The sequence below is a fragment of the Algoriphagus halophilus genome, from assembly GCF_041729275.1.
In the GTDB taxonomy this organism is placed as follows: domain Bacteria; phylum Bacteroidota; class Bacteroidia; order Cytophagales; family Cyclobacteriaceae; genus Algoriphagus; species Algoriphagus halophilus_A.
On sequence record NZ_CP146486.1, the window covers coordinates 523,120 to 536,885 of the forward strand.

The 13,766-nt window shown below is 38.7% G+C and carries 12 protein-coding genes and 3 pseudogenes; 5 read left to right on the top strand and 10 right to left on the bottom strand.

Translation table 11 applies throughout. From position 1 onward, the window contains the following. Positions 1-155 precede the first annotated feature (155 nt). Positions 156-1,612 (top strand): annotated as a pseudogene (locus V8V91_RS02805) (Gfo/Idh/MocA family protein). Positions 1,613-1,663: 51 nt separating this feature from the next. On the opposite strand, the gene V8V91_RS02810 reads toward V8V91_RS02805, so the two are convergent. From V8V91_RS02810 to V8V91_RS02845, 8 genes are all read right to left on the bottom strand, one after another. Continuing rightward, positions 1,664-1,795, bottom strand: coding sequence for a hypothetical protein (locus tag V8V91_RS02810; protein ID WP_373398658.1), 132 nt, complete (start codon positions 1,793-1,795; stop codon positions 1,664-1,666). Continuing rightward, the gene (locus tag V8V91_RS02815) at positions 1,789-2,787 is read right to left on the bottom strand and encodes an OmpA family protein (protein ID WP_373398659.1); all 999 of its coding nucleotides are present in this window, start codon (positions 2,785-2,787) and stop codon (positions 1,789-1,791) included. The genes V8V91_RS02810 and V8V91_RS02815 overlap by 7 nt, the downstream gene beginning before the upstream one ends. Further along, a complete protein-coding gene (locus tag V8V91_RS02820) occupies positions 2,784-3,098 on the bottom strand; it encodes a hypothetical protein (protein WP_373398660.1) in 315 nt (104 codons plus the stop codon). The genes V8V91_RS02815 and V8V91_RS02820 overlap by 4 nt, the downstream gene beginning before the upstream one ends. Continuing rightward, positions 3,038-3,319: a hypothetical protein gene (locus V8V91_RS02825; protein ID WP_373398661.1), complete on the bottom strand. Its 282-nt coding sequence runs from the start codon at positions 3,317-3,319 to the stop codon at positions 3,038-3,040. Before V8V91_RS02825 ends, V8V91_RS02820 begins: the two co-directional genes overlap by 61 nt. A gap of 2 nt (positions 3,320-3,321) precedes the next feature. Continuing rightward, positions 3,322-4,293 (bottom strand): deoxyhypusine synthase family protein, encoded by a 972-nt coding sequence (locus V8V91_RS02830; protein ID WP_373398662.1) that lies wholly within the window; start codon positions 4,291-4,293, stop codon positions 3,322-3,324. Between the two features lie 98 nt (positions 4,294-4,391). Further along, positions 4,392-4,991, bottom strand: a complete 600-nt coding sequence (locus V8V91_RS02835) for an OmpH family outer membrane protein (RefSeq protein WP_317194623.1) — start codon at positions 4,989-4,991, stop codon at positions 4,392-4,394. Positions 4,992-5,088: 97 nt separating this feature from the next. After that, positions 5,089-5,991, bottom strand: coding sequence for a histone deacetylase (locus tag V8V91_RS02840; RefSeq protein ID WP_373398663.1), 903 nt, complete (start codon positions 5,989-5,991; stop codon positions 5,089-5,091). A gap of 57 nt (positions 5,992-6,048) precedes the next feature. Further along, complete coding sequence (locus V8V91_RS02845; protein WP_373398664.1) at positions 6,049-6,615, bottom strand: hypothetical protein; 567 nt, start codon at positions 6,613-6,615, stop codon at positions 6,049-6,051. 96 nt (positions 6,616-6,711) lie between these two features. Here V8V91_RS02845 and V8V91_RS02850 point away from each other — a divergent pair, with 96 nt between their 5' ends. Then, a complete protein-coding gene (locus V8V91_RS02850; RefSeq protein ID WP_373398665.1) occupies positions 6,712-7,143 on the top strand; it encodes a helix-turn-helix domain-containing protein in 432 nt (143 codons plus the stop codon). Here V8V91_RS02850 and V8V91_RS02855 read toward each other — a convergent pair. Then, a complete protein-coding gene (locus V8V91_RS02855) occupies positions 7,132-7,497 on the bottom strand; it encodes a phage holin family protein (RefSeq protein WP_373398666.1) in 366 nt (121 codons plus the stop codon). The two genes, V8V91_RS02850 and V8V91_RS02855, sit on opposite strands and share 12 nt — an antisense overlap. A 142-nt stretch (positions 7,498-7,639) precedes the next feature. On the opposite strand from V8V91_RS02855, the gene V8V91_RS02860 reads away from it, so the two are divergent. Both V8V91_RS02860 and V8V91_RS02865 read left to right on the top strand, forming a co-directional pair. Then, positions 7,640-8,389: an acyl-CoA desaturase gene (locus V8V91_RS02860; protein ID WP_373398667.1), complete on the top strand. Its 750-nt coding sequence runs from the start codon at positions 7,640-7,642 to the stop codon at positions 8,387-8,389. A gap of 174 nt (positions 8,390-8,563) precedes the next feature. Continuing rightward, positions 8,564-8,893 (top strand): BlaI/MecI/CopY family transcriptional regulator, encoded by a 330-nt coding sequence (locus V8V91_RS02865; protein WP_074224316.1) that lies wholly within the window; start codon positions 8,564-8,566, stop codon positions 8,891-8,893. A gap of 67 nt (positions 8,894-8,960) precedes the next feature. Here V8V91_RS02865 and V8V91_RS02870 read toward each other — a convergent pair. After that, a pseudogene (locus V8V91_RS02870) lies at positions 8,961-12,190 on the bottom strand (S41 family peptidase). Positions 12,191-12,381: 191 nt separating this feature from the next. Here V8V91_RS02870 and tyrS point away from each other — a divergent pair. Continuing rightward, a pseudogene (gene tyrS / locus V8V91_RS02875) lies at positions 12,382-13,675 on the top strand (tyrosine--tRNA ligase). Positions 13,676-13,766: the final 91 nt, after the last annotated feature.

Genomic DNA, 13,766 nt, shown 5'->3' on the forward strand with positions numbered 1-13,766 from the left:
ATCAAATTTATTCGAATAAGGGTTTTGATAATAGCGCCTCGAAGATTAACATTGGCACACCATTTAAAGGAAAATATACCTACTAGCAAAAACAACTATTAAATGAGATAAGCATTTTATATTTTAAGTGCTTGTTATCAATAACCTAAAATTCCATGAAAAAGAAGGATCAGATCTCTGCCAACTCCCGCCGAGATTTTATGAAAACTACCACCGCAGCCTTAGCGGGATTCTATATTGTACCCAGACATGTGTTGGGGGGCCCGGATTTATAGCTCCTAGCGATAAATTGAGGGTTGCCAGCGTAGGTGTTGGTGGAATGGGAGGCGGAGACGTGAGAGGTATTTATTCTACAGGTAAAGTAGACATGATTGCGCTATGTGATGTGGATGACTCCAGAGCAAAAGGAAGTAGAGAAGCACATCCAAAGGCAGCCTACTACAAGGATTACCGTGAAATGTTGGAAAAAGAAGGCAATAATATTGATGCAGTTTCGGTCTCCACCCCTGACCATATGCATGCGGTAATCGCCATGATGGCCATGAAAATGGGAAAACATGTTTATGTACAGAAACCTTTGTCCCATGATATCTATGAAGCTAGAATGCTCACTGAGGCTGCTGAAAAATACAAAGTAGTTACTCAAATGGGTAATCAAGGATCTTCAGGGGATGGTGTCAGAAAAATGGTGGAATGGTATAATGCTGGATTAATAGGCGAAGCAACTAAAGTTTACTCCTGGACAAACCGTCCTGTTTGGCCTCAGGGAATTCAATGGCCAGACAAACCCATTACACCTCCTTCCGATTTGGATTGGGATTTATGGCTGGGAACTGCTCCTTATAAGGATTATGTCGGCAACTTGGTGCCATTCAACTGGAGAGGTTGGTGGGATTATGGTACAGGCGCCTTAGGGGACATGGCTTGCCATATTATGGAACCTCCTTTCAGAGTTTTAGGTCTTGGATATCCAAAATCAGCTGAAGCATCCGTAGGTTCAGTTTATGTAGGAGAGTTTCAGCGGGGTTATTTCCCGGAAAGTTGCCCTCCTTCCTCTCATATTACCCTTCGATTTGATAGACCAGGCAAGGAAGATCTGGAATTCCATTGGATGGATGGAGGTATTCAACCTACCAGACCAGAGGAATTAGAAGCCAATGAGCAAATGGGAGATGGAGGAAATGGAGTCATAATCGAAGGTACAGAAGGAAAAATGATGTGTTCAACCTATGGGATAAACCCACAGTTACTTCCAACCTCAACAACCAAAGACATCAAGGTACCAGAAACGCTATATCGGGTACCCAATGGAGACCGTGGTCATTATGCCAACTGGGTAGATGCTTGTATCGCAGGTCATGGTTCTAAAGAATTTGATCAATTAAGCTCTCCTTTCTCTATTGCCGGTCCATTGACTGAATCTGTATTAATGGGTAATCTTGCAATCAGAAGTTATGATTATCGAGTGGCGAGAGAAGGAGAAGACAATCAATATGATTACCCAGGTAGAGGGATCAAATTACTTTGGGATGGTGAGAATATGAAGATTACAAATTTTGAACCAGCCAACCAATTTGTTAGGCGAAACTATCGAGGAGATTATTCCTTATAATACATAGAATGATTAAAAATGGCTTTGAGTGAATCCCTCAAAGCCATTTTTTTATTGGATTACTTCTAGTTCAACTCTTCGATTTTTAGATCGTCCTGCTTCTGTTGCATTGGAAGCAATGGGTCTAGTACCTCCCCAACCTGAAATCCTTAAATTTTCAAATTCAACTCCTTTTTCTACCAAAAATCTCTCACACTACCGGCTCGCTCTAACGATAAACCCTTATTTAAGCCTGGATCACCCACACTATCCGTATGCCCATTGATCCTGATTTTGACGGAGGGGTTTTCTACAAGAAAGTTAGCCAGCTCGGTCAGTGAGGAAATTGTTTCTACTCCTTCCAATTCAGAAGTACCCCTTTTAAAGTTCACTTTATCTAATAACAAGACGCTTCCTGGCTCTACTTTTGTCATTAAAACAACGGTCTTATCATTAGACTTTATATCATTTATATTCAAATACTTGGGAAAGAATCCTTCAGACATCACTTTCACTTCATTCACTCCGTTAGATTGGAGGTTTGAGATGTACAGGGAATCTCTATTATTGATCGGCTTTTCTATTTCTCCTTCTTTCAAATGAATAGAAAAGTCCAGTCGTTTGTTATTCTTAGCATCAATTACTAACCAGGCTATTGGGCTTTCTTTATCCTCAGCGGTAGGCTTGTTGTTTTCCAGTTGACTCAGTTGTATTTCAGCTTTTCCAATAGCTGTTCTAGGGAAAATAGGACTGATGGAATCAGAAGTATTAGCAACAGGCATGGCTTTGGAAATTGGCTGTTTAGGAGGTAAGATAGCAGGTGGAGCAGGAGAAAATTCTAGAGGTGTTTCCAAAGGAACTATCGTCTCAAAGGTCATCAAATCAGCAAAGCCATCACTATTGGTGGTACTGGACCAAACAACTTCTGCATCAGAAATAAAGGTAACGGATACTTCAGAACCTCTAGAACTGATTTGTTCCCACTTGATAGGTTTGCTCCAGTCTTTCCAACCCTCTCCAGTCTTTTTAGCAATAAAAATATCTTTCCCTTCCGCGCCTTCATGCATATTTGAAGAAAAATACAACAATTGCTTTTCCGGGTTGTAATACGGGCTCATCTCCTGCCCTTTAGTATTGATGGCAGACCCTAAGTTGACCGGCATGGACCAATCTATTACCCCAGTTTTTTCACTCACGAAAATATCTTCGTTACCATAGCTATCAGTCTTTTTTCCTGATAAAAAATTAATTTCCCTCCTTGGGCAACCCTTCCCAATAGCTGTCCCTGAAGTTCTTCTAATCCCGGAAAATTTACCTGTCGTAAAAAATTCCAATCCGTTCCAAACTTGGAATATTGGTACATTCCGCTCCTACCTGACCCTTTATGATAGACCAATAAGGTCAAGGCATCTTCCAAACCCAATGCAAAATCGTAGCCATCTGTGCTTAAATCAGCTCTGTGAATCGCTTCTTCCCACTCACCTTCATTATTTTTTTGGTCATCCAAATATCTCCGGGATCAGTCACTCCTCCGAGGTTATTTGGATGAAAAGCTCTACTAAACAATAGCACATTATCTCCAATCCACACTGGATTTTGATCATCCTGTGGACTGTTGGCACCAGAAAGAGATTTCAACTCCTGAGCTAAACCAGTAGTTACATTAAAACAAAAAGCAAGTAGCATCATGCCACTTGCTTTTAGGTATGTGATTATTTTTCTATTCATTACTATTGACCCAAAACGATGGCAAATACCAGCGGGGCCACAATGGTTGCATCTGACTCAATGATGTACTTTGGTGTCTCCATCCCCAATTTGCCCCAAGTGATTTTTTCATTTGGAACAGCTCCTGAATAAGAACCATAAGAAGTGGTAGAATCGGAAATCTGACAGAAATATCCCCAAAGTGGAACATTCTCTCTTTGCAAATCCTGATGCAACATTGGTACCACGCAGATAGGGAAATCTCCTGCAATTCCCCCGCCAATTTGGAAAAATCCAATGGTGCTTTCATCAGTTGCAGTATTTGTATACCAATCAGCTAGGTAAATCATATACTGAATTCCGGTTTTAACGGTATGGACATTTTTAATGTCACCGGAAATCACATGGCCGGCAAACATGTTGCCCAAAGTAGAATCTTCCCATCCCGGAACAATGATCGGCAAGTTTTTCTTAGCTGCTTCCAACAACCAGCTATCCTTTGGATCAATTTGATAATACTGTTCCAGTTTTCCAGAAAGTAGTATTTTATAGAAAAACTCATGAGGAAAATAAGCCTCTCCTGCTTGGTCAGCCTTTTCCCACTCCTCCAAAATCACGTTTTCAATTCTCCGCATGGCTTCCATTTCAGGAATACACGTGTCAGTGACACGGTTCATATGACGCTCTACCAAATCCTGTTCTTGAGCAGGTGTCAATTCCCGGTAATTTGGAATCCTCTCGTAATAATCATGGGCAACCAGGTTAAAAACATCTTCTTCCAAGTTGGCTCCTGTGCAGGTGATAATTTGGACTTTATCCTGACGGATCATTTCCGCAAGGGAAATCCCCAATTCAGCAGTAGACATCGCACCGGCAAGCGTAATCATCATTTTACCACCGTTATCAAGATGGGATTTGTATCCTTCCGCTGCATCAATTAAGGATGCAGCATTAAAATGACGGTAATTGTGTTTTAAAAATTCCGTGATTTTCATTCGTTCATAGTTTCATTAGAGCCCTAAAATTACCTAAAATTTCAGCACAAAAAAACCCGGACTTTGCCGGGTTTTTCCATATCAATAGGTGCCAGTTATTATTTTGCTGAATCAGTAGAAGTACTGTTGTACTTTTTATTCAAACCTTCAATAACAGCATTAGTAACATCCATTGCATCACTTGCATACCATACAGCACCACCTCTAGTGTAAGATAAGATTACATCCAAAGAATTTTCCTTTGCATAGTTGTCTAAATATTCCTGAACCTGAGTATAAACTTCATTGTAAAGATTTGCCTCATCAACAGAAAGCTCCTGCATCAAGTTATCTCTGTATGTCATTAGATTTTGCTGCTTCTTTCCAAGTTCATCTTGTTTAGCCAAAGCTTGATTTTGTGTCATACTATTTGCAGACTGCTGAAAGTTAGCCACTTCTCGCTCAAATCCTTGAGCTCTACTTTGAAGCTCCCCTTCAAATTTTTTGCCCTTCTCTGTGATCTCTTCAGACTTTTTTACAAAGTACTCATATTTGTTAATCACAGAATCCGTATAGACAAATGCTACTTTCAAATCACCGCTGGCTGTAGTCGTCGCTGGAGTAGAACCCTCAGATGATGTAGCAGCAGGTTGGTTACATCCGTAGAATAGTACTGTGGCTAATCCTAGGATACCGAACAGTTTTAATCCTTTTTTCACTTTTTATTCGTTATAGTTGACAAGGGCGCAAATATAAAGAAAGTATTGATTTTGCAAGGGGCTCAAGTGGAAGCTCGCGTTAAAATCAGTTAAAGAATCAAAAAAATATTTCCTGGGCTAATCGATAGACTTGCGCATGGGCATCTATAATATCCTTGATCTGAGGAGAATAGCCTCCGCCCATGCAACACATGATTGGAATCCCGTTTTGGTGAGCTAGTTTTAAAACAATTTGATCTCTGGCCTTTACCCCATCTAAGGATAATGCAAGTTTTCCTAATTTATCTGTTTTAAGAACATCCACCCCTGATTGATAAAGTATGAAATCCGCCTCAAACCCTTCTAAAATTTGATTTAGATGGGTATTTAGTAGGTAGAGATATTCCTCGTCCTCGATGTTATCCGGTAAGCCCACATCCAAATCTGATTTTTCTTTATGCATCGGGTAATTGGACTGTCCATGCATACTGAAGGTAAATACCTCCTTGATATTTTGAAAAATCTCAGCCGTCCCATTCCCTTGGTGTACATCGAGATCAATAATCAAAACCCTCGAAGCATGTTGGTGACGGATCAAGTAATTGGCAGTAACAGCCAAATCATTCAATAAGCAAAAACCCTCTCCCCGATCAGAGTAAGCATGGTGTGTTCCACCGGCAATATTCATCCCTATACCATGTTCTTTGGCGAAAAGAGCCGATTGAATAGAACCAGAAAGAATCTTCACTTCTCTATCCACCAATTCCTTACTCAAGGGAAAACCTGTTTTCCGGATCTCGGATTTACTCAATTCCAATTTTTTCAGCTTTTCCCAATAAGCAGGTTGATGTGTGGATAAAATCACCTCCTCTCCAAACTCTGTTGGATCAAAGAAATTTTCTTCAGTAACAGTTCCTTCATACATCAATTGTTGTGGTAGGAGCGCATATTTCTCCATAGGAAATCGATGTCCAGCGGGAAGATGGTGAGCATATATGGTTGAATAGGCAATTTTTAACATAAAAAAAACGCTTGCATTGAAACAAGCGTAAATAGAAAGTGTTTTTTCTAAGTTTGATTAATCCCCTTCAATATCCTCTTCTTCTGATTGAAAAGCATACATGGTTTCGTCAAGCGTTATGGTATCGTCATTAAATTCTTTTATGAACTTTCTGATTACTTTATCATCAATGAATTCCACATTCAAAGCTGCGTCTAGACCGATTCCAAAATCATGGTGGGTATCAATGTCCACAAATTCCTGAACTTTCACGGCCTCTTCCTCTTCCATCTCCATGATCATTTCTGTGATAAACCATCCCACTTCTTCTTGCTCACTCGTCAATGGCAGCATATTTCCATTTTCATCTTCTTCATAGGAAATTCCATTGAAATTCGGGAATTTTTTTGCTGCCTCATGCTCCGCGATTTCATAAACTTCACTTGCATGGTGCAACCTTAACGTATACAAAGCGGCATCATAAATCACCTCTTTCCCTTCATACATTCCTATGAAATAAAAATTCACAAATTCATCAGAATTTTCTTCATCGGGGATAATCTTGTAGGGTCTGTTTGCCTTCTTTAACTCAGACTTGAGCTTATCAATATTTTCTGGATCAAATCCTGCATTTATTATGGACATCGTATAAAAATTTTATCGACTAATAAGTTTTATCAAATTTTGACTCAATAGTACTAAATAGATGTTTAATATACGTTCAAAATCTAAACGAATAAAATGAAATCTACATTCTTTAGCGAAGAATTTGTAAAAAATCTAATCAATTCTACAGAAAATAAAACTTTGGATTTCAAGCTAAAAGTTACCTCAACTTCTAAAATTGCTAGAAGTCTAGCTGCCATGGCCAACTCTGAAGGAGGAATTTTGATAATTGGCATTAATGATCAAAAGAAAGTAATCGGAATAGATTTGAATGAAGAGAGGTTTATGATCGATCAGGCAAATGAAAAATATTGTACTCCCAAAGTATCTATCTCCATGCATGATTTTCAATGGAAAGATGAGGAAAGCAAGAAGACCAATGCTGAAAAGTGGATCTTACTAGTAGAAGTGAAAAAATCTGAAGGTCCAACCATTTATTGTGAAGACAAATCTGGAATCAAGAGAAAATACGTCAGAGTAGAAGACCAAAATAGATTAGTTTCTTGAATCCAAAGTATTTCCGAAAAGGGAATTGATGATACTGAGTACTATGGCAAAAAACAATGCCCACCAGAAGCCATCTACCGAAAATCCCGGAATAATCTCAGCAGCTAAAAGCAGCATGGCTGCATTAATTACCAGTAAAAAAATCCCTAAAGTCACTATTGTAATAGGCAAAGTAAGAATGATCAATATGGGTTTAATCGTCAAATTAATCAAAATGATGACGGCCGCCAGGATAAATCCTGTCATTACCGAATCCACATGAATGCCCGGCAATAAGAATTCTGCGATTAAAACTGAGATTCCACCTATGATGATTTTTACTAAAAAATTCCCTGCTTTTGATGAGTTTTCCATATCCTAATTTTACATATTTTATTTCAAAAAAATCAAAAACTGATTTTTATCATATGCCCAATTCCAACTCTAGTGAGAAAAAATAACTTTTTTACCCACGAGAGGTTTATATTTGCAAGTCAATTAATAAAACATACAACTAGTGATTATAATTATTTTCTTTCTATTACACTGGTATTTCTCTTTATTCTGCCAGAGTTTCTTTCTTCATAGATATGCCGCTCACCAAATGTTTGTCATGAATAAGTATTGGGAGCGATTCTTCTATTTATTCACTTGGATTTGGCAAGGAAGCTCCTATTTGTCTCCTAGAGCCTATGCGATTCTACATAGAATGCATCATGCTTACTCAGACACTCCAAAAGACCCTCATAGTCCACATCACACCGAAAACCTATTCACGATGATGTGGAAGACTAAAAATATTTATAATGATTATTTCAGCTTTAAGCTGACTCCTGAAGAGCGTTTTTCAAAGGACATCCCTGATTGGTATAAGTTTGACAAGTTTGCAGACACGATGTATATCCGTGTAGCATGGGGATTATTGTACGTACTTATCTATGTGCTCTGTATCTCTGTTTTTGAACTCCCAGGTACTCATTGGTGGATGTATTTCTTATTACCTATACATTTTTTGATGGGACCTGTCCATGGTGCTATTGTCAACTGGAGTGGTCATAAATATGGCTATGCCAACTTTGACAATAATGATAAATCCAAAAACAGCTTGTTATTAGACGTTCTAATGTTAGGTGAATTATTTCAAAACAATCATCACAAATTACCAAATAGACCTAATTTTGCCGTCAAATGGTATGAATTTGATCCTACTTACCCGATTGTAAAACTGCTTCATGCAACCAAGATCATAAAATTAAGAACCTCGTAAAATAAAGAGCCTCCAACTGGAGGCTCTTTTGTTTCTTGGACTTTTTAAAGCGTTTTTTTGCACTAAAAAGCTTTATTTTGTAGTAAAAATAGAATTAAACTAAAATTTTGTTTGCTTTTACGGAACTAAACGAATAATTTTCTCTACGATTTAAAACTTAACGCCTAAAATTTTATGAAACCATTAACTAGAGCAGAAGAGGAGATTATGCAGATCCTCTGGGACATTGAGAGGGGGTTTGTTAAAGACATCCTAGCAGCAATGACAGAGCCAAAACCGGCATACAATACGGTATCCACCATTGTTAGGATTTTGGAAAGAAAAGGTTTTGTAAGTCACAAGTCCTACGGAAAAAGTCACGAATATTTTCCAATTGTTTCAAAAGACGAATACAGAACATTTATCATCAAAAAAATGCTCGAAGGATATTTCGAAAACTCCTTCGGTAAACTCACTGACTTCTTTAAAAATGACGAAACATTGAATACCAAAGAATATCAATAATTCTAACTAAGGAAGAATCAAAAAAACCTGGCAAATGCCAGGTTTTTTTATGTTCAAGTACTATTATCTACTCTACTTCTTTTAATAATTCTTCGATCGCCTTTTCTAATTGTTGATCGATACCTTGATCAATTTTTCCAGGCATATTTTTCACTTCAAATTGAGGCCGCGTTTCATTGTTTTCCAACCACTCACCCGCTTTGTTCTTGGCCGAAATTGGTACTGCTCCCCATCTGCCTCCATCAGGTAAACTCTCCCAGCCTGCAAACGAACAAGTACCCGGTGTAGGCATTCCTACTGTTTTTCCAATTCCTAAATCGGTATATCCACAAGCAAAGCAATGACCATCTGAGTAGTTTGCCTCATTAAACATGGCCAAGGTAGGTTTTGTCCATCTTGCAGTAGGCTCATATCCTACATCCCGGTCTTCTGTAGCATAAGTAAGAAACTTTTCACCTGTGAAAAACATCGCCAAATCTGCTACTAAATCTCCTCCCCCATTAAACCTCGTATCCACAATCACAGCATCAGTATCATGGTATTTCCCCATCATTTCTTCATACACATTTCTATATGGGCCATCACTCATTCCTGGTATATGTACATACCCAAGTTTCCCATTGCTCGCCTCAGCGACCTCCTCCTGATTTTTCTTCACCCATCGCTTGTATAACAACTGATTCTCTTCCCGTAGGGAAATAGGCTTAATGGTAATTTGTTGACTGCTTCCAGTAGAAGGATCAACAATTTCCAAAAGGGTGAATTTATCTGCCTTTCTATTTAAGAATTTAGCATAATCCTGATCTGCAGATAGTGTTACCCCATCGATTTTTTGAATTACCATCCCGGGCTGAATGCTCAAATCCGCTTTATCTAAGGGACCACCTACAATTACTTCTTCAATTTTCACTCCATCCCCATCGAATTCGTAATCCCAAAATATTCCTAAGGAAGCTGTTTCGTCTGCCATTGGAATACTTCTGGAATATCTAGCACCTGCATGGGAAACATTCAATTCCCCGATCATTTCAGAAATCATTTCTGCAAATTCATAACTGTTCCCAATGCTAGGAAGGTACTTTTCATAGGCCACCTTTGCAGCATCCCAATCCACTCCATGCATATCCGGAGTATAAAAAATCCCCTTCGTTCTAAGCCAAATATGCTCAAACATATATGCTCGTTCGGCATTGGAATCATAGGTCATCTCCCCTGCAATCTTCACATTTTCCTTTTTCATTGATTCAGGGTTAATCTTTGAAATGCTTCCATTGGCTAACAAAAACAAATTCTTCTGGTCCTGATCCCACATCAAGCTTCCATAACTTGCATCCAAGGCGATCTCTTGTTTGGTTTCTTTGGTGCGAAGATTGGTGCTCCATAAATTCATTCCCTTTTCGAAACTGGTCAAATAAAACAGCTTCTCTTCATCTTTGGACAACACGGCATCCCCAAGATTGGATGAATGAATGGTCAACCTTGCTTTCCGCTCTTCCAAACCTTCCCAGTCAAACGTGATGTCTTCCACTTTTTATCATCCTTCTGATCAGATTTCGATTTATCTCCTTCCTCCTCTTTTTTGTTTGACTTTTCGATCTCTTTCATCAAATCAAAGTCTTCCTTGGACATCGTGAATTTATCCCAGGCCTCTTGATCAAAAAACAAGGAATAAACATCATCTTGGCTTCTACCACTAGTGGCATAACTTCTCATCCCATCCCTATTTGAAAACCAGAGCATCTGTTTTCCTCCATTGACCCAAGTGGCAGAATTATCCCCATACCCACTCTTGGTTAGATTCTTCATTTTCTGAGCTCCAGTAACATCTAACAGAACCACCTCTGAGTTGGCCATGGTAGGCCTATAAGTAGCCAATAACCATTTGCTATCTGGAGACCAAGTATAATATTGATCCCCGTCCCTCATATGGAAGAGTTCTTCCGGTGTCATTAAAGTCACTGTTTCTTTAGAAGCAAGATCCATTACTTTCAAGGTTCTTCTTCCTTCTACATAAGCAATTTTCTTTCCATCAGGAGAGAATTTACCCTCATAGGCATCTTGGTCAAGACTGATTAAAGGTTCTTCAGCTAAGAGTGTGGATGCATAGAAAAATGGTTCTTCATCTCTTACCTTTTTACTTTGGTAGATGCTCCATTTTCCATTTCGTTCACTTGAATAAATGACAGATTTCCCATCAGGAGAAAATTCCAAGAAACTTTCTTGTTCTGGAGTATTCGTGATTCTTTTTGTCAGAGAACCATCTACTGAAGTGACAAACACTTCACCTCTGGCAATAAATGCGATTTCTTTACCATTAGGAGAAATGACCATTTCTCGTACTCCTCCATTGATGGCAATAAAATTATCGGGATTACTAATAGCTTGAGTCTGAATACTCACTTCCAATTTTTTAGGACTTTCCCCTTGGTCATGGTAAAGAGCTCACCATCATAACTGAAACTCATTAACCCCGAATTGGATATAGTTAAGAAACGAACTGGGAAGCCTTCAAAATTGGTAAGGGCGGTGGATTTGGATGGATCCGATATAGGCATAGAAAAAACATTGAAACTTCCATTGGCCTCGCTCAAATAATAGATTTCAGATTCATCTGGTGAGAAAACAGGATTTCTATCCTCTCCATAAAATGAAGTCAGCATGGAATGGGAATTGGAAGCACGATCATACATCCAAATATCTCTGGCAATGCCAGATTGATGATGCTTCCTCCATTCATTCTCCCCCTTTTTTATCATGATAAATCAACTTGCTACCATCTTTATTGCTCTGGACATATTCCGCAGGAATCGTCCAGATTTGATCAACTCTACCTGATTTTCTTGGAACTTGATACAGTTCAGGCTGTGAGCCTGTAGGATATTGGCGATGTGCAGCAATATCCATTCTAGCAGCACCAAAAATTACATACTGGTCATCGGCACTAAAGTCATAAGGTTGTTCATCATTGGAATGATATGTCAAGCGGGTTGCTGGACCTCCCGCGGCATCCATAAGGAAAACATCAAAATTGCCGTATCGATCAGATGCAAAAGCAATTTGTTTTCCATCCTTGCTCCAAACAGGTTTGTAATCATGAGCCTCATGAAAGGTGATTTGTTGCGCTTTACCACCAGCACTGGACACTAAGTACAGATCACCTTTAAAGGTAAATGCAATCTGGGTACCGTCTGGAGAAATGGCTGGATAGCGCATCCATTGAGGGGTAGATTGAGCGTAAGAAAGATTTCCTATCAGAATGAATAATAAGGAAACAAAAGAACTAACTAGCGATCTCATAAATAAAGTATTGTTTGCCTGAAAGTAAGGAAAAATAAGGTCTAATTTCAGAAGGATATTCTGATTGGGGGAAGATTTATATAAAATTCAACAAATTCAATTTTTCCAAAATTGGGTAAACAATAGATCTTTGCTTCCATGCTTCCATTTGGAAAGCTATATTTGCGACTCGAAAAAATCACAAGACATCGATGAATTCATTTATAGAAGAATTGCGTTGGAGAGGAATGCTTCAGGATATGACTCCTGAAATTGAAGAACATCTTTCAAAAGGGATGGCTTCTGCCTATCTTGGCTTCGACCCAACTGCTGATTCATTACATATTGGGCACTTGGTTGGGGTGATGACCCTACTTCATTTCCAAAGAGCTGGGCATAAACCATTTGCATTGGTTGGTGGTGCCACTGGAATGATCGGAGACCCCTCCTTTAAATCTGCAGAACGAAACCTCTTGAATAAAGAAACTTTAGACCATAATGTTTCTTGCATCAAGGCCCAACTTTCAAAATTTTTGGATTTTTCCGGGGCAACAGAAAACAAAGCTGAATTGGTTAACAACTACGACTGGATGTCCCAATTTAGCTTTTTGGAGTTTATCAGGGATGTAGGAAAACACATCACGGTAAATTACATGATGTCCAAAGACTCTGTAAAAAGAAGATTGGAAGACGGCAATGGGCTTTCCTTTACTGAATTCAGCTACCAATTAATCCAAGGTTACGACTTCTACCATCTTTGGAAAAACAGAAATTGCTCCATCCAATTAGGTGGTTCTGATCAATGGGGAAATATTGTAACTGGTACAGAACTGATCAGAAGAATGGGGGAGGAGGAAGTGCTTATGCATTGACTGTTCCATTGATTACCAAAGCAGATGGGACAAAATTTGGTAAAACTGAAGGAGGATCTGTTTGGTTAGATCCTGAGAAAACATCTCCATATGCTTTCTACCAATTCTGGCTGAATGTCTCGGATGAAGATGCATCCAAATACATTCGAATCTTTACCACTTTGGACCAAGCAAGTATTGAAGATTTGGAAAAAGAGCATCAAGAAGCCCCACATTTGAGAATTCTCCAGAAGGAAATCGCTAAGAATGTTACCATTATGGTACATAGTGAAGAGGATTTTGAAATGGCAGTGAAAGCATCGGCTATCCTTTTCGGAAAATCATCCACAGAAGATTTGGCTTCCTTAGATGAACGAACTTTCCTTCAAGTTTTTGATGGCGTGCCTCAGGTACAGATTAGCAAAAGTGAATTTGAAGGATTTGAATCTGTTTTAGACCTTTTTGGAGAACCAAGTCAAGGGGTAATTTTCGGCTCTAAAGGAGAAGCAAGAAAAATGATTCAAGGAGGGGAGTAAGTATCAATAAAGAAAAAATTACTGATCCTAATGGTGGGATTTCTTTCGAATTATTACAAGGAAAATATTTGCTTGTACAAAAAGGAAAGAAAAATTATTACATCGTGGAAATCAAGTAATTGACCCTTAGTCAGATACAAGAAAAGGCCTTAAAATTAATTTTAAGGCCTTTTTTGTATGAATTCATCCTAAAATATATTCAATCATAAC

Coding starts and splice junctions, on each gene's coding strand:
- V8V91_RS02825 (WP_373398661.1), bottom strand. CDS start 3,319: ATGAATAGAAAAATAATCACATACCTAAAAGCAAGTGGCATGATGCTA.
- V8V91_RS02830 (WP_373398662.1), bottom strand. CDS start 4,293: ATGAAAATCACGGAATTTTTAAAACACAATTACCGTCATTTTAATGCT.
- V8V91_RS02840 (WP_373398663.1), bottom strand. CDS start 5,991: ATGTTAAAAATTGCCTATTCAACCATATATGCTCACCATCTTCCCGCT.
- V8V91_RS02845 (WP_373398664.1), bottom strand. CDS start 6,615: ATGTCCATAATAAATGCAGGATTTGATCCAGAAAATATTGATAAGCTC.
- V8V91_RS02850 (WP_373398665.1), top strand. CDS start 6,712: ATGAAATCTACATTCTTTAGCGAAGAATTTGTAAAAAATCTAATCAAT.
- V8V91_RS02855 (WP_373398666.1), bottom strand. CDS start 7,497: ATGGAAAACTCATCAAAAGCAGGGAATTTTTTAGTAAAAATCATCATA.
- V8V91_RS02865 (WP_074224316.1), top strand. CDS start 8,564: ATGAAACCATTAACTAGAGCAGAAGAGGAGATTATGCAGATCCTCTGG.